Raw genomic sequence first — 23,879 nt, forward strand, 5'->3', positions numbered from 1 at the left:
TCAATTATTCAACTGTTACTGATTTTGCAAGATTCCTCGGTTGATCGACATCCATCCCCTTGCATACCGCCACATGATAGGCAAGCATCTGCAACGGCACCGTAGTAATCAACGGATCAAGACATTCTATTGTTTGCGGAAGTTCGATGCAATAATCGGCTATTTTACTAATCACCGTATCCCCTTCGGTCACCAACGCGATCACTCTTCCTTTACGCGCCTTGATTTCCTGAATGTTGCTCAGCACTTTCTCATACAGTCCGTTTTGTGTAGCGATAACTACCACTGGCATTTCAGCATCGACCAGTGCAATAGGGCCATGCTTCATTTCTGCCGCAGGATAGCCTTCAGCATGAATATATGAGATTTCTTTCAACTTCAAAGCACCTTCCAATGCCACCGGATAGGAATACCCGCGACCCAGATAGATGAAGTTGTGTGCATAGGTGAATATTTTAGACAACTCTGCTATTTTATCATTCAGCTTCAAGACCTGTTTCATCTTTTCAGGTATGCCGTTCAATTCATGAACGACCTTCAGGAACTGGGCCTCGCCAATGGTTCTCTTTTCCCTTGCCAATGTCAATGCAAGCATCGTAAGGACGGTCACTTGTCCGGTAAAGGCTTTAGTCGATGCTACCCCGATCTCAGGTCCCACATGGATATAAGAGCCGGTATGAGTGGCACGCGGTATGGAGGAACCGATGGCATTGCATATTCCATAAATAAAGGCTCCCCTACTTTTTGCCAATTCCACTGCGGCTAACGTATCGGCAGTCTCACCGCTTTGGGAGATGGCTATCACAACATCATTTTCATCTATCACCGGATCACGGTAACGGAATTCGGATGCATATTCCACTTCGACCGGAATACGGCAAAAGCTCTCGATCAGATGTTTTCCTATGAGTCCCGCATGCCAGGAAGTTCCACAAGCCACAATGATGAAACGTTTTGCTTTCAGAAGTTTTTCTTTATAGTCGATAACCGCGGAAAGCACCACACTGTTACCATCGATGTTAATGCGGCCACGCATACAGTCATGGATGCAACCCGGCTGTTCAAAGATTTCCTTTAACATGAAGTGTGGGTAACCCTCTTTTTCCAATTGTCCCAGATTCATCTCCACCTTGGTAACTTCGGGAGTCATTTCGACATTATTCAGATTGACTACTTTCAGCTCTTTGTCCCTGTGTATAACCGCGATTTCTTCATCCTCCAGATACACAACCTTGTCGGTATACTCCACAATCGGAGTGGCATCCGATGCTAAAAAGAATTCATCCGCACCAATGCCTACCACCAACGGACTACTTTTACGGGCCGCAATAATCTCGTCGGGATGGTCTTTCTCCAAAACTGCGATAGCATATGCACCTATCACTTCACGCAACGCCAATTGAACGGCTGTCAGCAAATCAAGATGATTAGTGACTTTCATATACTCAATGAGCTGTACAAGTACTTCGGTATCAGTGTTGCTTTTAAAAGTATAGCCTTTGGCTTGGAGTTTTTCTTTGAGAACGGCGTAGTTTTCAATAATACCGTTGTGAATGAGTGCGAGAGTTTCGGAAGAGGAGTAATGAGGATGGGCGTTAACCGAACAGGGTTCTCCGTGGGTAGCCCAGCGTGTATGTGCAATACCAATGTTACCGGAAATATCTTTTTGTGTGACGAAATTTTCAAGATCAGTGACTTTCCCTTTCGTCTTATACACATTCAACTGTTGGTTATTACTGATGATTGCTACCCCCGCGCTGTCATATCCCCGATATTCCAGCCGTTTCAAACCTTTGATAAGGATGGGGTAGGCTTCTCGTTTACCAATGTAGCCTACAATTCCACACATATTATCCTATATTTAAATTTTCGTCCGCAAAGATACGAATTCTGATAACACAAAGATTCGTTTTATTATATTTAATTGACATAAACCTATAAAAAAGTTGTTTTCAAAGCAAAAAGTTAAATTATCTATTATTTCCAATCCAAAAAGACAAATATTACAATTATCAAGCAAAGCAGTTAAATGGCTTTCAAATTTCAAGCAAACCAGAATAAATTAAAGAATATATTTCATTCAAAGAAAAAGCAGAGTAATCTTTTTATTTTTATCCTCCAAAATGCTTATTTATTAAGATTCTTTCTATATTTGCAAAATACGACACAAGACTAATTTATTTTTTATTATAAAACGTGCATTAATCTAACTACAATCAGTTAGCATAGAGAGTAAAAAAAGAGAGGTTGGAAAATCCAATCATTTTTTATTAATAACACAGTAAAAATTATTATTATGAAGAGATTTACTACACTATTCATGGCTGTAACAGCCTGTTTGCCACTCTTGGCACAAACTACTCCGGATGACGAAGTCACATTTGAAGTAAACCAAATCACGTATGTTGTTCCTGACATTAGTAAAAACGAGATTGCCATAACGGACTGCAAAGCTACTGACAAAGTGATCATACCGGAAACTATAACCTATAATGAGAAGGAATATACCGTAAAAGCCATTTATGAAGATGCCTTCTATTACAGCGATGCCACATCCATCGAACTACCAAACTCCATTGATAGTATAGGAAAACATGTCTTTTCAAGTAGCAAAAGCCTTACTTCTATAAAATTACCTGAAAAACTGAAATACTTAGGAAGGGATGCCTTCTCAGCATGTTCAGAACTTTTAAGTATCGAACTGCCTGAAACATTGACAGGAATACCGGAAAATGCCTTTTTTACATGTTATAAACTAAATTCTATCAAATTTCCTTCTAAACTCGAATATATCGGAAATTCTGCATTCTATAAAGCAGGAATGACATCGGTGGAACTTCCGGAAACTTGTGACAGCATTGGTAAATCGTGCTTTTTCCTATGCCCGGAATTAAAAAGTATCCAACTTTCATCTAAAACTCATTTCATAGGTGAAGGAGCATTTCGAGGATGTGCAAAATTAGAAACATTCACTATTCCCGAGAAGATTGACTCGCTTGATAATAACACATTGATGGATTGTAGTTCATTGACCAGCATCCATCTCCCTGCCAATCTGACCAAACTGGGTATTTGTGTATTTGGCGGTACAGGTATCAAAAGCTACACGGTAGATGAAGGGAACCCTTCATTCCAAGTAATTGATAATGTGGTTTATGACAAAGAAAAGCGGTTACTTTACGCATTCCCACAGGGCAAGAGTGAATACACCATACCCGAAGGTGTTATCGGCATTTGGGGAGGAGCTTTCTATGGAACCGAAATATCATCTGTCGTACTACCGGAAAGTATGAAAGCCCTTGATGAATCGACATTTGCATTTTCCCAGCTTTCTTCCATCAATTTCCCCGAAGCATTGATTTACATGGGGCCAACAGCATTATATGATACTCAGTTTACTGATATAACGTTGCCCAAAAACATGACGCTCATTTATGAAGGATTATTGGCATATTGCAAAAAGCTGACATCCGTCACTATTCCCGAGAAAGTGACCTTTATTGATACTCATGCTTTCTTCTTTGATACCAATCTGACAGAAGTCCATTGTCTGGGAACTACCCCTCCGCAAGTGTATGAATTTTATGAAGAAGATGAAAGTCCCTTCGGATATGTCGATCTTTCTGCTTGTAAACTATATGTTCCAATCGGCTGCAAAGAAACCTATTACGAAAACGGATGGGATTTCTTCGGCAAAGACAATATCATAGAAGAAACGACAGGTATCGAAACAAATGCACGTGAAAGCGAATGGGCAGTTTATGAAGAAAATGGAACTCTGAGGATTACTGTACAAAAGCCATTATTGATAAATATATACGATGTGACCGGAAACCATATCTACGAGAAACTGATTTCAGATACACAAAATATCCCTCTACCCAAAGGTATATATTTAGTAAAGGGAGGAGGTAAAGTCCATAAAGTTGCTATAAAATAACAAAAAGGATTTGGGTTAATCGAGCATCATACAGTATCTTTGCTCCAAACAATCAATAGAAGTAAACACCATGAAAATGAAAAAAATTCTTTTTACCTCTGCTCTCCTGCTATGCATCTACAATGCAATGGCGCAGACTCAGGTAATAGCCCATCGTGGTTTTTGGAAAACGAACGGTTCTGCACAAAATAGCATCGCAGCTCTTCTTAAAGCGGATTCTATCGGTTGTTACGGTTCTGAATTTGATGTTTGGCTGACCGCTGACGACAAACTGGTGGTGAATCATGATCCCATCTTCAAACTGAAAAGCATGGAACGCTCTACCGCTACCACGCTTACTTCACTAAAACTGGATAACGGAGAAACCCTGCCCACTTTAGAGCAATATCTCCAAGCGGCTCAAAAGACGAAGACGCGCCTTATATTGGAGTTAAAAGTTCATAGTAAACCGGAACGGGAGACCAAAGCAATTGAAAAGATTGTAGATATGGTGAAAAAGTTCGGTTTGGAAAATCGGATGGAGTACATAACTTTCTCTCTACATGCTACAAAAGAGTTCATCCGTCTTGCTCCTGCAGGTACACCGGTATTCAATCTGGATGGGAAACTGACTCCGAAAGAACTGAAAGAGATGGGATGTGCGGGTCCGGACTACCACTACTCTGTTTTCAAAAAACATCCGGAGTGGATTAAAGAGTGTCACGAACTGGGCATGAAAGTTAATGCCTGGACCGTTAACAAAGCGGATGATATGAAATGGCTCATTGACCGGAATGTGGATTTCATAACTACCAACGAACCGGTACTTCTTTTTGAAAAGCTTAACAAGTAGGAAAGAAAATGCGAAAAGAAAAAAGAGTGAATAGCTTGCAATTGTACTTTATCAATTTACAATCAGCTATTCACTCTTTTTCTTTTATATTCGTACTATTGGAAATCTTCCAATACTTGTTTAAACTCTTCTACCGTCAGCTCGCCTACCTGACGCCATAATTCTCTTTTTCCATGAAGTAACACAAAAGCGGGAGCCGTATCAATATTGAAAGAATCGGCAACTGCCTTATCTCCCTCAATATTCACTTTTACCAACTCTACTACTCTTTTTTCATAGGTACGAATCACAGGTTCCAACCATTCATAATGGGGAGACCAGTCGGCATAAAACAGAATCAAGACCAACTGCCCCGTTGCTTCTGCTGCCTGTAATTGTTTTGCTACATCCATCGTTTTTTCTTGATTAAATTATAAAACATCAACAAAAGAAACCGTAAAAGGTTTCATCCGCTATATTTTATTCTATAATCTTCGCGTCCTCGATATCATCCTCACTTTTCATCGGATTCTTGGGCTGATGGCTAGAGAATTTAAACCAGTTGATTAATTCGGAAACTGCATAAACAAGGCTGCTGACACCAATAATCATAAATGCCGTGTTACGCGCTCCTGTCGGATTAAACAACGCAACGATACCGGCTATAAGAATCAGTACGGGCACAATGTAAAAAGCTGCCGGAACGGGCATCCAACGCCTCGCTCTCGAAAGCGATGCTATCTGTTGTACTCCTCCTAAAATAAGGATAAAGCCCAAAATAAACATCAATACGTCAGCAAAAAAACCGGGCATTACAATCAACCAAAGCCCTAAAAGCAGACTACCCACTCCTTCGATAGGGAAACGGGGTTTCATACCTCCCTCCGGCTTGGCACCGAAATAACCGATTAGAGTGATCAATCCCGGGATTAGAAATAATACACCGATGGTAATGACAAGGTATTGTACGGCTGCATCAGGCCAAAGCACAAGTACCAAACCGATAATAAACGCACAGACAGTGCGAATAAGTGAATAATTCATTGTTTTCATATCTTCTTCTATTTAAAACAGGACATATCTCAAACCTCCTGCGAATATAGGTGTTTCTGTCTACATACGGAAACAACAAACGAATTTTGTTTTAGGTTCATTCACAGCTATCCGGAGGAAAACTAAAACAACACCCCCATCCATCAAGTATGAAAAAGATATATTATTCAGCTATTGAGATCGGTTCGAATACCGTGAGATTACTGATAAAATGTGTAAACAAAAAGGGAAATGTGTTAGCTCCCAACTTAATTTCCCTCCTTACAAAAGTATAACAAGCATAAGCCTTGAATGTTATATTTGAATTACACATATGATATTCAAGGCTTATACCATTTTATTAGAAAGTTATCTTATAGTATAAAACAGTTTGATAACCGACTCTTAAAGAGCGCTCTCCAATATCTCCCTTGCCACCGCTCCGGTGACATCTTCATTTTCACCGTATTTTGCTCCACGGGCATTGAAACGGAGCTCAATCTCAGCAATCGTTTCTTCACCGATACCTTCTTCACTCAACCGGGTAGTCAATCCCAGCGAACGGAAAAATTCTTCCGTACGACGTATGGTTTCATCAATACGCTCCTCTTTGGTACCGGAGGTTATTCCCCATACTCGTTCACCATATTGCAGGATTTTATCTCCTTTGGATTTACGAAGCACACGCAAAGTGGCAGGTAGAACTATCGCTAACGTATGACCATGTGTCAGACCATGAAGTGCTGTCAGTTCGTGGCCAATCATGTGGGTAGCCCAATCCTGCGTCACCCCCATGGCAATAAACCCATTCAGCCCCATGGTGGCGGAAAGCATGAAGTCTGCCATCAGGTCATAGTCGTGCTGATTTTCCCGGATTTTCGGGGCAATCTCTATCAACGTCTGGAGGATACCTTCCGCCCAGCGATCCATCACACGGCTCTGCCCCGGAGTCGTCATATATTGCTCCATCACATGCACGAATGTATCTGAAATCCCACAAGCCACCTGATGAGGAGGTAAAGTGAAAGTCACCTCAGGATCAAGAATGGAGAACAAAGGATAATTGGAATAGAATGGATATTTCTCTTTGGTTTCATGGCGGGAAATAACCGCACCGCTGTTCATTTCGGAACCCGTAGCCGGGAGGGTCAAAACGGTTGAAAGAGGTACCGTATTGGTAACAGGACGGCCTGCCATAACCAAATCCCAGGCATCTCCGTCATATAGTAATCCGGCAGAAATCAGCTTTGTACCATCAATCACCGAACCACCACCGACAGCCAACAGGTAGTCTACTTTGTTTTCCTTCCCCAACACGATGGCTTTTCTCAGTGTTTCTATCGAAGGATTTGGTTCGATCCCCCAGAATTCCACAGTGAAATAATCCTTAAGAGCTTCTTTCACTTGATCATACACTCCGTTCTTCTTTACACTTCCACCACCGAAAGTGATCATAACTCGTTTACCGGCTGGAATTTCCTTATCCAACCGGGCAATCATCCCCCGCCCCATAATGAGCTTTACAGGATTTTGAAAAATAAAATTTTCCATAAATGTATTTTGATATTATTCTTAGAGCTTATTTTTATTCACCCTTCTTTTGCAAAGGTAAAAAGAATATTTTAAAGGATGATAAAAACAAATGGTAAGGTAATGCAAAAAAGAAGAGTCTAGATGATGAATATCAATAATTCTTATTAATTTTACCACCGATTACTTACCTTTTTAAAACAAAACAAACATGAGATACATACTAATTCTTTATTACGTAATCGCACTCTTCTATCCCCATATGTACTGCAATGCGGGTAACTGGACGGATTCTGGAAACTATGAAACATCCTGGTATAATGATTTATCAAGTTCTTTTGATATCTCAACGGCTAAAGAATTGGCCGGTATTGCTTATCTATGCAATAATGGGGTTTCTTTCACAAATAAGACAATCAATTTACAAACAGATATAGATTTGTCCGGATACAATTGGACTCCCATCAATACCTTTGACGGCATAATGAATGGAAACTTTCATAATATATCTAATTTCATGATCAATTATACTGATAATGCCTTTGGAGCGATCAAGGCTTTTATTATAAATAATACGGGTGAGATTGAAAATATGGAATTGAAAGGTTCTGTTTTATTAGCTTCCAGAGGCTATGGAGCCGTTTCTGCAGGTGGATTGTGTGTGGAAAATACAGGATGTATTTCCAATTGCATAATATCTTGTACTGTAAGTGCCTATAACAAGATCAGTGGAGCAGATTACAGATATAACCATAATGCTGGTGGTGTTTGTGTTATAAACAAAGGCGAGATTATAAACTGTGTGAATAACGGGGATATTTCAGCAGAACCAAGCGTTCATGATTATGGAGCAACTTTGAATTTTGCCGGCGGAATTGCAGGACAAAATGAGAATACAATAATTAACTGCGTGAATTACGGAAATATACACACTGTTGTAGGTTATTCCAGTTCATGGAAAGTCGGCTGGGGATTACCCTGTGGATATGCCGGAGGGATATGTGGTACTAATACAGGTACTATAAATAACGTAATAAATCTGGGAAATATAGAAGCAGCGATTTGTATATTAGTATCATTGGACGGTACAAATTCTTATGGTGGGGGAATTGTTGCTGATAATTCGGGTACAACATCCAATGCCTATTTCTCGTCTTCAAATACAATCATAGCACCCAATATTTTGAATGCAGGAACAAGACTGAGTTCTTCCCAGCTTAACAATACTTCCTACAATTTTACCGATGTACTAAATCAAAACATACAAATATTATCAGATAAGAGAGCCTGTTTCTGGACAAATTCTGTCACAAAAAACAATAATATCCCATTCCATCTAAATGGTTTTGCCGTCAAGACACAAGTGGAAGACATACATCTGAATACAGCTAAATTCATGGCTATTCCTATAAATATATCTTCATCCGCCATCACCAAAAAAGGATTTGAGTACAAAAAGAGAGACAGTCAGAATTATAAGAAAGTGTATGCACAAGATGATTTTTCGGTCGAAGTATCAGATCTGGAATTGTCTGTGAAATATGTTGTCAGAGCCTTTGTTATGACAACACGTGGAGATGTCATATATTTCAACGAGATAGATTTTGCGACATCACCAATTACAGTTGAGACACAAGAATGCGAAAATATTACAGCAACAGGCGCAACATTGGTAGGATATGTGCAAAGTGGAACGACTCCTATCCAATCACAGGGTTTTCTGTGGAAGGAAGAATATGAAAAGGATTTTCATGTAGTGTATTCAACAGGGCAAGATTTTTCTTATAAGCTGGAAGGTTTACAACCTAATACCTCCTATTATTACCAGGCATTTATCCTCACAGTCGCAGGAGAAAGCATTTATGGCGACCTGGCTAATTTCTCCACATCACCAGTGACAATAACATTCCCCTCGCCTGATATAGACAAGAAATCCATTTATCTACATGGAAGAATCAATTGTATAGTAAAGACGGAAGTTACAATAGAATATAAAAAATCAACAGATGTTACTTATAGCAATTGCCTTACTGAAAGCAATGACGATGGAACCTTTGAAATCGAACTAAAAGACTTATCACCAAACACATCTTATGATTGCAGGGCCTATATAAACTACAACAATGTATATTATTACAGCCCAATTTACACCTATACTACAAAGAATATTGAGATACAGACACTGTCTCCTATATTGGATACAAAAGTCACATTCAGAGGAAATGTGATAGGAGGAGAGAATGATGCCCAAGTCGGCTTTGAATACCGGGACAGCAATCATCCTGACATGATAAAATCCGATATTATCTATTCATCATTGGCAGAAGGTATTACATCTTTTACTGCGCAAACAAATAATGTTACCAATAACAATACTTATAAATACCGGGCATTTTATATAGATAGTAATAATAAATACAATTATGGGGATTGGGTGTACTTTATCCCTACTGACATAATATCCGGAATTAACGACATAAAATACGAAGCCATCAGCATTGAAAATGGAAAGATTACATTACCTGCCATACAAATCATCCGGGTCTATGACGCTTTTGGAAAGGAAGTATATCATGGAAATACTGATTGTGTGTTTCTTGGAAAAGGACTCTATATAATCAATATCAACGCTATCTCTTACAAGGTTATGATAAAATAGATTTATTTTCAGCAAGGGTAAATAAACACTCTTTATAGACTGGGATACCAATCTATAGAGAGTGTTTTTATTTTGGTATCATACTTGCACCCTGTAAATCCTTTCAGACATCTTCCATATAACCAAAAACTACAAAAGAAAAGCAGTTTTATTATTGAAAGCAATGATAATAAACAGATTTTATTATCCCGCAATTTATCCATAAAAGAACATACACGTCTAAAGTCACTACCTGATTAGTTGACCGGAAGCCATGCATTGATATCTTCGGCTACAAACAACCAGTACAATAACAGTAAGATAAAAATAGCTACGGCAATTCCTATAAGAACTTTTCTTTGTTTCATAATCGGTTTTGTTTTTTAATGATTCGTTGCAATAGAAACAAGTCCGAAAGACAAATGTTTACTATTCCCTGCAAATCAATCATAGAAAATACTTCCCGTATCATTTTGACAGTTTGCTTTTTTCAAATGCCCTGAGCAGCGTTATTCCGTCCCAATGGTAAGCATGATCGAAAAAACGCAATGTAAAGCGATTAGCCTTTTTCAATTTGATTGACAAACGATACAATCATCAGCAGAAGGATTTAATTTCACCATTTCTCCATTCCAAATGATTTACAGTAAGCAATTATTCTCTCATTTTATTAAAAAAGAGAGTTCACCCGCAGCGAAGCAAGTAGAGAATAAGTGGATAAAAATCGAAGCAAACAGAAGAATTATGCCTTCATTAGATGGAAACAATCACTTCATCCGATGATAATACGATTTCATCGGATGGGAATGGTAACTTGATCCGATGATAATTAATAGTTCACTTGATGATAATTAATGTTTCATTGGATGATAATTAATAGTTCATCCACGACAATTAATGTTTCATCCGTCAATTTAGGTTATTTCATAGATGAAAGCCTCTTTTTTTCCTCCTTTCGAGCCCGAAAACGACCTTATAGGATGCTATTCCGGCAGTTTTGAAGAAGTAAGTAGTTAGCAATAAATCAGAAAACAAGGTAGAGTGTCACATAAACACGGATATTACTATAAAATAGTCAATTCACTGATTCATTACATGTCCTATAACCCCCTTCTGGTACAAAGTATTGAAAATAATAGAAAATATTTTGTCTTTTCATATCCGGCTAATCCTACTGCCCTTGATAACATGCAATAACTGCATTCCAAAGTTGATAGCGAAAAGTCCTTGCACTCTCCCGTAAATAATTCAGGTGACATGTCATTCAGGAAATTATAATAATTTCTTGAATCTAACATATGCAACAATAGATCACAAGGACATTTTACATATAGTTCAAAAATTTTTCCATGTTGCTACATATTAATATTTTTGACTGTATTGTTGTGATGCTGCTCGCTCTCTAAGATACTTGATATCTTTATTGTTACTTCTCTTCTTATCTAAAGTAAGCCCTAGCTAAAGCACATTATAGCCTCCGGAATAATCTGTTCATCTGCCGTCAGAAATGAAGTAAGCGGAATGACACTTTAGTGACGAAAAACAGAAATAATAGCATCTATTCATTTTAAAATGCATATCTTTGTGTTATTAAAGGATTTAAATGAATGATTATGGAAACAGTCGACCGTTATATCAGATTTGATTGGGCTGTAAAGCGTCTTTTGCGTCAGAAAGCCAATTTCGGAGTTCTCGAAGGTCTGCTAACCGTATTGCTGAACGAACAAGTCAAGATAGTAGAAATACTCGAAAGCGAAGGCAATCAGCTTACTGCCGATGACAAATTCAACCGGGTAGATATTAAAGCGAAGAACAGCAAAGGAGAAATTATTATCGTAGAAATTCAGAATACGCGGGAGTTGGATTATCTGGAGCGCATTCTCTATGGGGTGGCCAAAGCCATTACCGAGCATATCTCGTTGGGCGAACGCTACTACGAAGTGAAGAAAATATACTCCGTCAGCATTCTCTATTTTGATATTGGCAAAGGGAACGATTATCTGTACCACGGGCAAAATACATTTCTGGGTGTACACACAGGCGATCAGTTATTAGTCAGCACCAAAGAAAAAGATGCTTTGGTAAGCAAACTTCCCTCTCAGATATTCCCCGAATACTTCCTGATTCGGGTGAATGAATTCAATAAAGCCGCCATTACTCCACTCGAAGAATGGATTGACTATCTGAAAACGGGACGTATACGCCCGGATACCACAGCACCCGGACTTGCGGAAGCCCGCCAGAAACTTATTTATTATAATATGAAACCTGAAGAAAGGCATGCATACGATGAACATCTAAGTGCGATCATGATACAAAATGATGTGCTGGATACTGCCAAGTTGGAAGGAAGGCTTGAAGGAAAACTTGAAGGACGGTTGGAAGGAATTAAAGAAGGAATTAAAGAAGGCGAAGCAAAAGGTCTAAAAAAAGGAAAGATAGAAGGGAAAACAGAAATAGCCCATAACCTTAAAAAGATGGGATTATCTATCGAAATGATAATTCAAGCTACCGGACTTTCTGCCGAGGAAATAGAAAGCTTATAAAATCACTTAAAATAATAAAAGCCAAAGCTTGGCACGCAAAAAAGACAGACCGCCTATACCTTTTTCCCACGGGATGGTAGGGCAAAGGAAAGGTGGTCTTAGAAAGGCTTTAGGGGCATTAAAGCCTTTTGCGGGGAGAAACCGTTTATTTATGAAATTTCCTAAGATATAATAAAAAAGAAAGATTTTATTTGTGGTTTCAAACAATGTGTTTATATTTGCCCCTCGTAAAATAACAAATAACAATGAGAACTATATTAGTAAATACATATTGGTGGTGGCACCCGTTACAACTCCGACAGTCGTAAGGGAGCAGCGCTCGTGTGTATATACTTCATTCAATATATAACAGATTTGGAAAAGAGCCCTGTCGCAACTTGCGGCAGGGCTCTTTTCTTTTTCCTGTTCGACGTGCCGGAACAATTAAAAATAGATTATCAACAGTAAAAGCAAAGCATATGAAAAGTTATCAAGTCGACAAAGAGGGTTATTACGGAGAATTCGGTGGGGCCTACGTTCCTGAAATTCTTCATAAATGTGTGAAAGAGCTACAAGACACCTACCTCACGGTTCTAAACGATGAAAACTTCCGACAAGAATTCGACCAATTATTACGCGATTATGTAGGCCGTCCCTCCCCACTCTACCTTGCACGCTGCCTTTCAGAGAAATACGGATGCAAATTGTACCTGAAAAGGGAAGACTTAAACCATACCGGGGCACATAAAATCAACAATACGATCGGACAGATTTTATTGGCACGCCGCATGGGGAAAAACCGCATCATTGCCGAGACCGGGGCGGGACAACACGGGGTAGCTACCGCCACCGTCTGTGCGCTGATGAATATGGAATGCATCATTTACATGGGAAAGACAGATGTGGAACGGCAGCACGTCAATGTGGAAAAGATGAAAATGCTGGGAGCCACTGTCATTCCGGTGACATCGGGCAACATGACATTAAAGGATGCCACTAACGAGGCGATACGTGATTGGTGTTGCCATCCGTCGGACACCTATTATATCATCGGCTCGACTGTAGGGCCTCATCCCTATCCGGACATGGTGGCGCGGCTGCAATCGGTAATCAGCCAAGAGATAAAAAAGCAATTGGAAGAGAAAGAAGGCAGAAATTATCCCGATTATCTTATCGCCTGCGTAGGTGGGGGAAGCAATGCAGCGGGCACCATTTATCACTATCTGGATGACGAGCGGGTAAACATCATTCTGGCAGAAGCCGGTGGCAAAGGAGTAGAAACCGGTCAGACGGCAGCTACTATCCAGTTGGGGAAAACAGGAATCATCCATGGGGCACGCACGTTTGTCATTCAGAACGAGGACGGACAGATAGAAGAACCGTACTCCATCTCCGCCGGACTGGATTATCCGGGCATCGGGCCGATCCATGCCCACCTTGCCCAACAACATAGAGCCACCGTGTTGGCTGTAAACGATGACGAAGCCATAAAAGCCGCATTTGAACTGACCAAACTTGAAGGCATCATTCCGGCTCTCGAATCGGCTCACGCGCTGGGGGCTCTTGAGAAAATAAAATTCAGGCCGGAAGATGTAGTGGTGCTGACTGTATCGGGACGGGGGGATAAGGATATTGAAACGTATTTGTTCCAAGCGGAATCCGATCGTTGACGAACCGACAAGGGGACACGTTGACTCGAAATATTTAATAATCAATTTAAGAATAAAGATGAAAACATTTCATTATACAACCAATAGCAAACAATTACTCGGGGATCTGCATACCCCCGTCAGCATCTACCTGAAAGTCCGTGACCTGTATCCGCAATCGGCTCTGATGGAGAGTTCGGACTTCCACGCGGGAGAAAATTCAATGTCATACATCGCCCTTTGCCCACTGGCAAGCATCGGCATCAACAATGACATCGTTACAACCAGCTATCCTGACGGAACGCAAAAGGAGGAAGCCCTCGGCAAGAATCTCACTGCAGAAAAAGCCATAAACGACTTCATCTCATGCTTCCAAGTATCGGGCGAACACAAAAAGATATTCGGACTTTATGGCTATACCACCTTCAATGCCATAAAATATTTCGAACATATCCCCATCAAAGAAAGCCACGATGGAATGAATGACGCACCGGACATCCTATACATTATCTATAAATACATCATCGTCTTCAACCATTTCAAGAATGAAATGACCTTGGTCGAGATCCTGTCTGACAACGAAGAAAGCGGCATTCCCCCATTGGAGTCAGCAATCGAAAACCGCAATTATGCCTCCTATAACTTTTCCATCACCGGACCCATCACCAGCCCCATCAGCGATGAAGAACACAAGACAAATATCCGTAAAGGCATTTCCCACTGCCTGCGCGGTGATGTGTTCCAGATCGTACTGTCCCGAAGATTCATACAACCCTATGCCGGAGATGATTTCAAAGTATATCGCGCACTCCGAAGCATAAACCCTTCGCCCTATCTGTTTTATTTCGACTTCGGTGGATACCGCATCTTCGGCTCCTCACCGGAGACACATTGTAAAATTAAGAACCGGAATGCCTATATCGATCCGATTGCCGGCACTACACACCGAACCGGTGATACGGTAAAGGATAAAGAGTTGACCCAATCCCTTTTAGCCGACCCGAAGGAGAATGCCGAACATGTGATGCTGGTCGATCTTGCCCGGAACGACCTAAGCCGCAACTGCCATGATGTACAAGTCGTATTTTTTAAGGAACCACAGTATTACAGCCATGTCATACATCTTGTCAGCCGGGTAAGCGGCAGGCTCAACGATGACGCTGGTTCCATCAACAGCTTCATAGACACGTTTCCAGCCGGTACGCTGAGTGGTGCCCCCAAAGTGCGGGCAATGCAACTCATCAGTGAGATCGAACCCCACAACCGAGGGGCATACGGGGGATGCATCGGATTCATCGGATTGAACGGAGATTTGAATCAAGCCATTACCATTCGTACATTTGTAAGCCGGAACAATAAGTTATGGCTGCAAGCGGGTGGCGGCATTGTAGCTCATAGCCGGGAAGAACAGGAGTTGCAAGAAGTGAACAATAAGCTAGGAGCTTTGAAAAGAGCGATCGACCTGGCAGCGGAATTAAAGAACTGATTATAAGCCATAGAAACATAAACAATAATTTCCCAATGCAACCTAATTAGGGAAATTAGAACCTGTTTAAATTTTCCTCCAAAAGAAATCCTCCGATAAGGGCTGAGGAAAATTTAAAAAGGTTCAAAAATAAACGGATTATTAACAACAGATATTATAAAAAATAAGAACTTTGTCCACTGCCAATCAGTACTCCGTTCTTATTCCAACTAAATTCTGATATAAATTTGAAAATAGTATGATTTTGCTTTTAGATAACTACGACTCATTCACCTACAATTTACTGCATGCGGTAAAGGAACTGGGAAGAACCGATGTGGAAGTATTCCGCAATGACCAGATAACCCTTGACGAAGTAGATCGTTTCGATAAAATCATCCTTTCACCGGGACCGGGAATACCGAAAGAAGCCGGTTTGCTTCTGCCCATTATCAAACGCTATGCCCCTACAAAAGCCATCCTTGGGGTTTGTCTCGGGCATCAGGCAATCGGTGAAACATTCGGTGCAACGCTGGAAAACCTGACGGAAGTATACCACGGTGTGCAAACTCCGGTAAATATTATCAAGGAAGACATCGTGTTCCGGGGAATGGAAAATGAATTGCTGGTGGGACGTTACCATTCCTGGGTAGTAAGCCGGAAGGCTTTCCCCGAATGCCTTGAAATCACAGCGGAAAGCAAAGAGGGGCAGATCATGGCCTTGCGCCATAAGTCCTACAACGTTCACGGCATTCAGTTTCATCCCGAATCCGTATTGACACCACAAGGGAAATTAATCATCCAAAACTTTTTAAATACTTGAAGTCATGAAACAGATACTATATAAGCTCTTCGAACACCAGTATCTCGCCTGCGACGAAGCCCGTACCATCCTGCAAAACATTGCGCAAGGCAAATATAACGATTCGCAAGTAGCCTCGCTGATTACCGTTTTTCTGATGCGGAATATTTCGGTGGAAGAACTTTGCGGTTTCCGGGATGCTTTGCTTGAAATGTGCATTCCCGTCGATTTGAATGAATTTTCCCCTATCGACATCGTTGGTACGGGAGGAGATGGAAAAAACACTTTCAACATATCGACAGCCGCATGTTTTGTCGTGGCAGGTGCAGGCTTCCCGGTCGTTAAACACGGCAACTACGGGGCAACTTCCGTCAGTGGTGCCAGCAACGTAATGGAGCAGCATGGCGTACACTTCACCAGCGACACAGACCAATTACACCGTTCTCTGGAAAAGTGCAACATCGCCTATTTACATGCCCCGTTATTCAATCCGGCTCTGAAAGCGGTCGCCCCCATACGGCGTGCGTTAGCCGTACGAACCTTTTTCAATATGTTAGGGCCTTTGGTCAACCCGGCTCTTCCACGCTACCAATTATTGGGCGTTTACAATCTGCCGTTACTCCGGCTCTACACCTATACTTATCAGGCTAGCGACACGCCATTTGCAGTCGTTCACAGCCTAGACGGGTATGACGAAATCTCTCTAACCGATGATTTCAAAGTAGCCACCTCGGGGAATGAGAAAATATACAGCCCGGAAAGCTTAGGATTCGCCCGGAACAGAGAAGAAGAGTTAGACGGTGGAGCTACCCCCGAAGAGGCTGCAAAAATATTCGGCCATGTCATGGCAAACCAAGCAACCGATGCACAGAAAAATGTCGTTATCGTGAATGCGGCCTTTGCCATTCAGGTGATACACCCGGAAAAATCCATTGAGGAATGTATAGCCATCGCCCGCGAATCATTGGAAAGCGGTAAAGCACAGACCACTTTCAGAAAATTTATAGAATTAAATAAGGTAAACCGATGAAAGATATCTTATCCGAAATCATCACCAATAAACGATTGGAAATAGAACGGCAGAAACAAGCCGTCTCCCTCCGGCAATTGCAGGAAAGCATTCTGCACGCCCTCCCTGCACGCTCCATGCGACAGGCAGTAGCCTCTTCCCCCACGGGCATTATAGCCGAATTCAAAAGACGTTCTCCCTCCAAAGGATGGATAAAAGAAAATGCGATGCCGGAAGAGATTGTCCCATCCTACCAAGCAGCCGGTGCATCTGCCCTATCCATACTTACCGACGAGAAATATTTCGGAGGTACGCTGCGCGACATTCGTACGGTACGAACCTCCGTGGATACTCCGATTCTGAGGAAAGATTTCATCCTTGATGAGTACCAGCTTTACCAAGCCCGCATCGTAGGAGCAGATGCGGTGTTGCTCATCGCGGCAGCACTTGAAAGGGAAGTATGCCTTTCCCTCACCGAGAAAGCGCATGAACTAGGACTGGAAGTCCTGCTTGAGATCCACCGTGAGGAAGAACTATCCTATATGAACGAGCATGTCGATATGATAGGTATCAACAATCGCAATCTGGGAAGTTTCCATACGGAAGTTTCGAACTCATTCCGATTGGCAGAGAAATTACCCAAAGACAAACTTTGGATATCCGAGAGCGGTATCTCCGACCCGGAAACGGTAAACCGACTCCGAGCAGCCGGTTTCAGGGGATTCCTCATCGGAGAAACCTTCATGCGGGCGGAACACCCGGGCGAAATGCTGAAAGATTTTATAAACAGAATACACAAATGACAATCTTTTGAGAGCCTGTTTAAATTTATCCCCAGCTTTCTTTCGAGGAAAATTCAAACCGACTCTAAATCTTATAAAATATGATAAACAATAAATTAATTAAGGTGTGTGGCATGAAAGACGGACAGAACATTCATGAAACCGAACTTTTGGGCGTTGACATGATCGGTCTTATCTTTTACCCGGAATCGCCCCGGTATGTCCGTAAAAAGCCGGATTATCTGCCGAAACATGCTTTGCGAGTAGGTGTCTTTGTCAATGAGGACATAGAGAAAGTGAAAAAGTCAGCCGTCCGCTTCAAGCTGGATTTCATCCAGCTACACGGCAGTGAATCGCCCGAATATTGCCACTCCCTCCGGTCTGAAGGTCTGCAAGTCATTAAAGCGTTTTCCATCGCAAAAACAAGAGACCTGTTAAAGACGCATTTGTATGAGACATCGTGCCGCTATTTCCTGTTCGACACCCCCTGTACGCAATATGGCGGTTCCGGTAACACATTCGATTGGAACATCTTACACATATACAATGGCAAGACTCCTTTCCTGCTCAGTGGGGGGATCACTCCATTCAGTGCCCAGAGACTACAGGAATTTCACCATCCGCGTTTGGCTGGCTATGATTTGAACAGCCGTTTTGAACTCGAACCCGGAATGAAAAACATAGAACAGTTGCAGATGTTTATCAATGATCTTCATAAAAAACAAACGATATGAATCGGATTAACCAACTTTTCAAAAGCAGCAAGAAAGACTTGCTTTCCATCTATTTCTGTGCCGGTACTCCCGTTTTGGAGAATACCGTTTCCGTGATACGCAGCCTTGAACGGAACGGCGTAAATATGGTCGAGATCGGCATTCCTTTCAGCGACCCCATGGCGGATGGAGCCGTCATACAGAACGCAGCGACACAAGCACTTCGCAACGGAATGTCACTCAAACTCCTTTTTGAGCAACTCCGCGATGTCCGGCAGGAAATAAATATCCCCTTGATACTCATGGGGTATCTCAACCCGATCATGCAATTCGGATTTGAAACATTCTGTAAGCAATGCATGGAATGTGGTATTGACGGAGTAATTATTCCCGACCTCCCCTTCCGCGACTATCAGGCACATTACCGTCCCATTGCCGAACGTTTCGACATCAAAGTTATCATGCTGATCACTCCTGAGACCAGCGAAGAACGTATCCGCGAGATCGATGCAAACACGGACAGCTTTATTTATATGGTTTCTTCGGCAGCGACCACGGGTGCCCAACAAGATTTCGATGTGCAGAAACGTGCCTATTTCCAAAAAGTAAATGAGATGCAATTACGGAACCCATGCATGATCGGTTTCGGCATTTCAAACAAACAGACTTTCCAATCCGCCTGTGAAAATGCCCGGGGAGGGATTATCGGCAGCCGTTTTGTTTCACTTCTGGACGAAGAAAAAGATCCGGAAAAGGCGATCCTCCGCTTGCTGGACGCTATCAACTGACTTCCGGTTACGAATTACAAATTATCAGGGCTTGTCCATCCATCAAAAATTCGTATTATGTAATTTGTAATTCGTAATTATAATGCGTATCTTTGTCGCGAAATTAACAAAAAATCCACAGATATGTTAGCCAATTGCCCATCAGTGCTGTTAATATACACCGGTGGAACTATCGGAATGATAGAAAACCCGGAAACAGGTGCCTTAGAAAATTTTGACTTTGACCACCTGTTGAAACACGTCCCCGAACTCAAACGTTTCAATTACCGGATCTCCTCCTATCAGTTCGCTCCGCCTCTCGATTCGTCCGATATGGAACCACTTTATTGGGCAAAACTGGTAGAAATCATCTATCATAATTATGACAACTTCGATGGCTTTGTCATCTTGCATGGAACCGACACGATGGCTTATACTGCTTCGGCTTTGAGCTTCATGCTCGAGAATCTAAGCAAACCCGTCATCCTGACCGGTTCCCAGCTCCCCATCGGAACCCTACGCACTGACGGAAAAGAAAACCTGATCACCGCCATCGAAATTGCTGCGGCCAAGAACCCGGACGGCACACCTATTGTCCCCGAAGTCTGCATCTTCTTTGAAAATCATCTGATGCGAGGCAACCGCACCACCAAAATCAATGCAGAGAACTTCAATGCTTTCCGTTCGTTCAACTATCCTCCCTTGGCGAGCGTAGGAATACATATCAAATACGAACTGAATTTAATCCATAAGCCCGACCCGGCAAAGGCTTTGAAACCCCATTACTTATTCGATACCAATGTCGTCATACTGACCCTCTTCCCCGGCATTCAGGAGAGCATCGTAAACTCCCTGTTGCATGTAGAAGGTCTGAAAGCCGTGGTATTAAAAACATTCGGTTCGGGAAATGCCCCTCAGAAACCTTGGTTTATCAGGCAATTGAAAGAGGCCACCGAACGGGGCATCATCATTGTCAACATCACTCAATGTTCATCCGGTGCAGTGGAGATGGAGCGTTATGAAACCGGCATTCACTTATTAGAAGCAGGCGTGATCAGTGGTTACGACAGTACTCCGGAATGTGCATTGACCAAACTGATGTTCCTGTTAGGACATGGCTTGAGCAATGAGGAAATCAGACGCAAAATGAATTCCTGCCTGGTGGGGGAAATCACAAAGTCAGTCGATTGATATTTAATTCACTATATTTTTCATTCCTAGTAAATAGAGGGAAACATTAGCTTGAAAATATTTTTCATAGTCAGCGGTTATTTTATTATAAATAACAACTATATTTGCGCTATAAAATAAACTTGTCTTCCAGACAGTAGAATTTAACAAAACAAACAAATTGCAGTATCATGAAACTAAAATCCAGTCGGTTACTAGCCGTTTCACTCTGTGTCGGCGTAGCTATTTTAAGTAGTTGTGTCGATAACGAAAAAAATCTTTTCGATGCAGAACAAACGAAAGAGCTTTATCAGAATGCTTTTCCAGTAAAAGACATCGATCCTGACATGGATTGGAAAACTACCCGTAATGCACAGGTATCCATAGGGGTAAATGAAGATTGGGGAACGGATTACAAAATTCAGATATTCGATGCAAATCCGCTAAACAAATCCGGTCACGCAAAACTGCTTGCTGAAGGTTCTGCCAATCAGGAGACAAGATTTGAAACTACTTTAGACTGCCCGATGGCATTAAATAGCGTGTATGTACTACGCACAGACACCCAGAACCGCCATCTTTTGAAATATGTATCCATTGATAACAATCGGATTGAAGCTACTTTCGGCATACAATCCGCAGTCGCAAAAGCAAGTCCCGCTTCTGCGAACGGCATAGAAACTTATACACCTGAGAAATCAGAATCAGAAGTCATCGCACTGGCAGTGAATGCTCCTGAATTAACATCAAGCACTGTAATCAAAGCCGGTGAGATTTTTAAAATCCGGAAAGGAGAAACTTTCAATCATAGAATATATACGGACGGAATTTGGAGCGGGGCTAAAGCAACCGTTATCATTGAAGGGACATGGAACCCGCAAGAAAACCTGCAACAGATAGAAACCGGCATCGACGTTTACGTCACAAGTAGCGGAAAGATCATCGTTCCGAAAGATAAAGAGTTGAGACCAAACGGCAGAAGTCGCCTGATTGTCTTTGCAGGCGGGATCATTGAAGGCGAGGATAACAGTAAAATTTATTTTCCTACCGCTTCCAACGGTGAATACAACTATAATGCCGGAACAATAGAAGTAGACGAGATACATACGGATGGTTCAAACGGTGTATTTTATAACTGCGGAACGATGAAAATGAACAAGCTGAATTTCCAGAATATCGGAGCGCGCTTTATCAATCAAGGCAAACTTGAAATAGAAAAGACATCGGAACATGTTACGATAGAAAACGGATGTTACCTGAAAGTGGAAGCATTCAACGGGCATCTGAAATTAGGAATTTCCTGTGCGGCACTCATTGAAGAGTATAATCCTGAAAAACATTGGGGAAGAACCCTGACTATGGGAAAAAGCTCAATGCTTACGATCACCGGTAACACAGAACTATCCGGTGCAACGTTCACGGGACCTTCTGATGCATACAGCCTGATAAAGATAGAAGAAATCGAGTCCTTGGAAAGTTTCAAAAGTTCCGGTAATATCTATTACGAAATCAAAGAAATCGATGAGAACATCAGTACAGAATCATGGATGAGTCCTTTCTTTGACGCCCTAAAGAATTCAGAAGGAGTAATTGCCAAATATGGCGAATCTCCCCTGATCATTCCCGCAGGCGAGTGTACAGGCGAAGGCAATACCCCGAACACGGGCGGTGAAGATATTGAAACCAAGCCGATAAGCTATACCTATGCTTTTGAAGACAATTATCCTTTGGCGGGAGATTACGACTTCAATGATATCGTCATGAACGTATCTACCGAATATGACAGAGAAGAAAGTACAAATAAAATAAGAAAGATACGGTATAACATCACTCTGAACGCTGTTGGAGCCAGCAAGAAACTGGGAGCCGGACTACGATTGGCGGGCATCAGCAAAAATGCTGTCGAGCATGTCACATTCAGTGGGCACACTGCCATGCGTGAAACATTGGTGAATTCCATGTTCGATAATAATAACACGGAAAACGCAGGTAGTGAAATCGTTATCCCCCTGTTCGGTGATGCCCATCAGGTATATGGCTATGGCAATGACCGAAAGATGCTCAACACCGGGCAGAACAAAACCAATGAACTGTATACATTGGAAGTGATCATCACCCTTACTGACAAAAATCAAACAGAGCCGTTAATCACCAAAGACAATCTTGATTTTTTCATTGCCTATACTTTAGGCAATCAAAACAAGAGAACCGAAATCCACTTATACGAATTCAGGGATTACGGTGCGACAGCGAACGGAGACATCCATCAGCAAAATTTGGATGTTGCCGGACAATTCACATGGGCTATCAGCGTACCCGACTTTAAATATCCCATCGAAGGAATCAAGATAACCGAAGCTTATCCCCTATTTGAAAAATGGGCCCAAAATCATACCGACAACCTTGAATGGTATGAATATCCCACGGATAAAACGGATAAGAAATACATCTACGAATAATCGGATTTCCACTTAATGATATCTCTAAGAAGCCGGATTTTGCTAAAATCCGGCTTCTTTTTTGCATAAACAACCATCTTTACCGGAAAATAGATAAATAACTTCATCGTGAATAATATAAATAATAAAATATTCTTTATATTTGCACAAGCTGAAGCAGCGAGTGTAATTACTAACAGGATTATAAGCAAAGCAAACAGAGTAAAATTTCGAATAGAATGAATAGAAAAAAGATATTACTCATCGATGATAAAATAACAATTGGTAAAGTAGCAGCCATTTACCTGAGTAAAGATTATGACTTCGTTTACAAAGAAAATCCTATCCAAGCCATTGCGTGGCTATGTGAAGGTAACATACCCGATCTTATCATTTCAGATATACGTATGCCGGAGATGAGGGGCGACGAGTTCCTGTTGTATATGAAGAGTAACGAGTTATTCAAATCTATCCCCATCGTAATGTTATCCAGTGAAGAAAGTACGACAGAAAGAATCAGATTATTGGAAGAAGGAGCTGAAGATTATATTTTAAAACCTTTCAATCCGCTTGAACTGAAAGTCCGTATCAAAAAAATCATCGGTTAA

At 41.5% G+C, this 23,879-nt stretch carries 18 protein-coding genes and 1 pseudogene; 15 read left to right on the plus strand and 4 right to left on the minus strand.

What is annotated here, in order from left to right:
• Positions 1-4: 4 nt before the first annotated feature.
• Positions 5-1,849 (minus strand): glutamine--fructose-6-phosphate transaminase (isomerizing), encoded by a 1,845-nt coding sequence (gene glmS / locus H8744_RS16825; protein ID WP_262435961.1) that lies wholly within the window; start codon positions 1,847-1,849, stop codon positions 5-7.
• 447 nt (positions 1,850-2,296) lie between these two features.
• On the opposite strand from glmS, the gene H8744_RS16830 reads away from it, so the two are divergent.
• The gene (locus H8744_RS16830; protein ID WP_262435962.1) at positions 2,297-3,940 is read left to right on the plus strand and encodes a leucine-rich repeat domain-containing protein; all 1,644 of its coding nucleotides are present in this window, start codon (positions 2,297-2,299) and stop codon (positions 3,938-3,940) included.
• Between the two features lie 70 nt (positions 3,941-4,010).
• Positions 4,011-4,772 carry a glycerophosphodiester phosphodiesterase family protein gene (locus H8744_RS16835; protein ID WP_305067394.1) on the plus strand — a complete coding sequence of 254 codons (762 nt, stop codon included), beginning with the start codon at positions 4,011-4,013 and terminating at the stop codon, positions 4,770-4,772.
• Positions 4,773-4,867: 95 nt separating this feature from the next.
• On the opposite strand, the gene H8744_RS16840 is transcribed toward H8744_RS16835, so the two are convergent.
• Together H8744_RS16840 and H8744_RS16845 are read right to left on the minus strand one after the other, a co-directional pair.
• Positions 4,868-5,164, minus strand: coding sequence for a thioredoxin family protein (locus H8744_RS16840; RefSeq protein WP_262435964.1), 297 nt, complete (start codon positions 5,162-5,164; stop codon positions 4,868-4,870).
• Between the two features lie 67 nt (positions 5,165-5,231).
• Positions 5,232-5,804, minus strand: coding sequence for an HdeD family acid-resistance protein (locus H8744_RS16845; RefSeq protein ID WP_262435965.1), 573 nt, complete (start codon positions 5,802-5,804; stop codon positions 5,232-5,234).
• Between the two features lie 149 nt (positions 5,805-5,953).
• Here H8744_RS16845 and H8744_RS18955 point away from each other — a divergent pair.
• Positions 5,954-6,061, plus strand: a pseudogene (locus H8744_RS18955) (Ppx/GppA family phosphatase); the annotation flags it as partial.
• A 127-nt stretch (positions 6,062-6,188) separates the two neighbouring features.
• Here H8744_RS18955 and H8744_RS16850 read toward each other — a convergent pair.
• Positions 6,189-7,334 (minus strand): iron-containing alcohol dehydrogenase, encoded by a 1,146-nt coding sequence (locus H8744_RS16850; protein WP_262435966.1) that lies wholly within the window; start codon positions 7,332-7,334, stop codon positions 6,189-6,191.
• A 190-nt stretch (positions 7,335-7,524) separates the two neighbouring features.
• Between H8744_RS16850 and H8744_RS16855 the strand changes: the two genes are divergently transcribed.
• The 12 genes from H8744_RS16855 (at position 7,525) to H8744_RS16910 (ending at position 23,879) form a co-directional block, all read left to right on the plus strand.
• Positions 7,525-9,972, plus strand: coding sequence for a hypothetical protein (locus H8744_RS16855; RefSeq protein WP_262435967.1), 2,448 nt, complete (start codon positions 7,525-7,527; stop codon positions 9,970-9,972).
• Between the two features lie 1,592 nt (positions 9,973-11,564).
• Positions 11,565-12,497, plus strand: coding sequence for a PD-(D/E)XK nuclease family transposase (locus H8744_RS16860; RefSeq protein ID WP_262435968.1), 933 nt, complete (start codon positions 11,565-11,567; stop codon positions 12,495-12,497).
• Positions 12,498-12,955: 458 nt separating this feature from the next.
• Positions 12,956-14,146 (plus strand): tryptophan synthase subunit beta, encoded by a 1,191-nt coding sequence (trpB, locus tag H8744_RS16865; protein WP_262435969.1) that lies wholly within the window; start codon positions 12,956-12,958, stop codon positions 14,144-14,146.
• Positions 14,147-14,204: 58 nt separating this feature from the next.
• A complete protein-coding gene (locus H8744_RS16870; RefSeq protein ID WP_262435970.1) occupies positions 14,205-15,611 on the plus strand; it encodes an anthranilate synthase component I family protein in 1,407 nt (468 codons plus the stop codon).
• Between the two features lie 238 nt (positions 15,612-15,849).
• On the plus strand, positions 15,850-16,413 hold the full coding sequence (locus H8744_RS16875; RefSeq protein ID WP_262435971.1) for an anthranilate synthase component II: 564 nt from the start codon (positions 15,850-15,852) through the stop codon (positions 16,411-16,413).
• A 4-nt stretch (positions 16,414-16,417) separates the two neighbouring features.
• Complete coding sequence (gene trpD, locus H8744_RS16880; protein ID WP_262435972.1) at positions 16,418-17,422, plus strand: anthranilate phosphoribosyltransferase; 1,005 nt, start codon at positions 16,418-16,420, stop codon at positions 17,420-17,422.
• Positions 17,419-18,204 carry an indole-3-glycerol phosphate synthase TrpC gene (trpC, locus tag H8744_RS16885; RefSeq protein WP_262435973.1) on the plus strand — a complete coding sequence of 262 codons (786 nt, stop codon included), beginning with the start codon at positions 17,419-17,421 and terminating at the stop codon, positions 18,202-18,204. Before trpD ends, trpC begins: the two co-directional genes overlap by 4 nt.
• An 80-nt stretch (positions 18,205-18,284) precedes the next feature.
• Positions 18,285-18,917, plus strand: coding sequence for a phosphoribosylanthranilate isomerase (locus H8744_RS16890; protein ID WP_262435974.1), 633 nt, complete (start codon positions 18,285-18,287; stop codon positions 18,915-18,917).
• On the plus strand, positions 18,914-19,684 hold the full coding sequence (gene trpA, locus H8744_RS16895; protein ID WP_262435975.1) for a tryptophan synthase subunit alpha: 771 nt from the start codon (positions 18,914-18,916) through the stop codon (positions 19,682-19,684). Before H8744_RS16890 ends, trpA begins: the two co-directional genes overlap by 4 nt.
• Positions 19,685-19,807: 123 nt before the next feature.
• Positions 19,808-20,854, plus strand: coding sequence for an asparaginase (locus H8744_RS16900; protein WP_262435976.1), 1,047 nt, complete (start codon positions 19,808-19,810; stop codon positions 20,852-20,854).
• A gap of 170 nt (positions 20,855-21,024) precedes the next feature.
• Positions 21,025-23,292: an LruC domain-containing protein gene (locus H8744_RS16905; protein ID WP_262435977.1), complete on the plus strand. Its 2,268-nt coding sequence runs from the start codon at positions 21,025-21,027 to the stop codon at positions 23,290-23,292.
• 218 nt (positions 23,293-23,510) lie between these two features.
• A complete protein-coding gene (locus tag H8744_RS16910) occupies positions 23,511-23,879 on the plus strand; it encodes a response regulator (RefSeq protein ID WP_262435978.1) in 369 nt (122 codons plus the stop codon).

Source organism: Jilunia laotingensis, assembly GCF_014385165.1.
Lineage (GTDB): Bacteria > Bacteroidota > Bacteroidia > Bacteroidales > Bacteroidaceae > Bacteroides > Bacteroides laotingensis.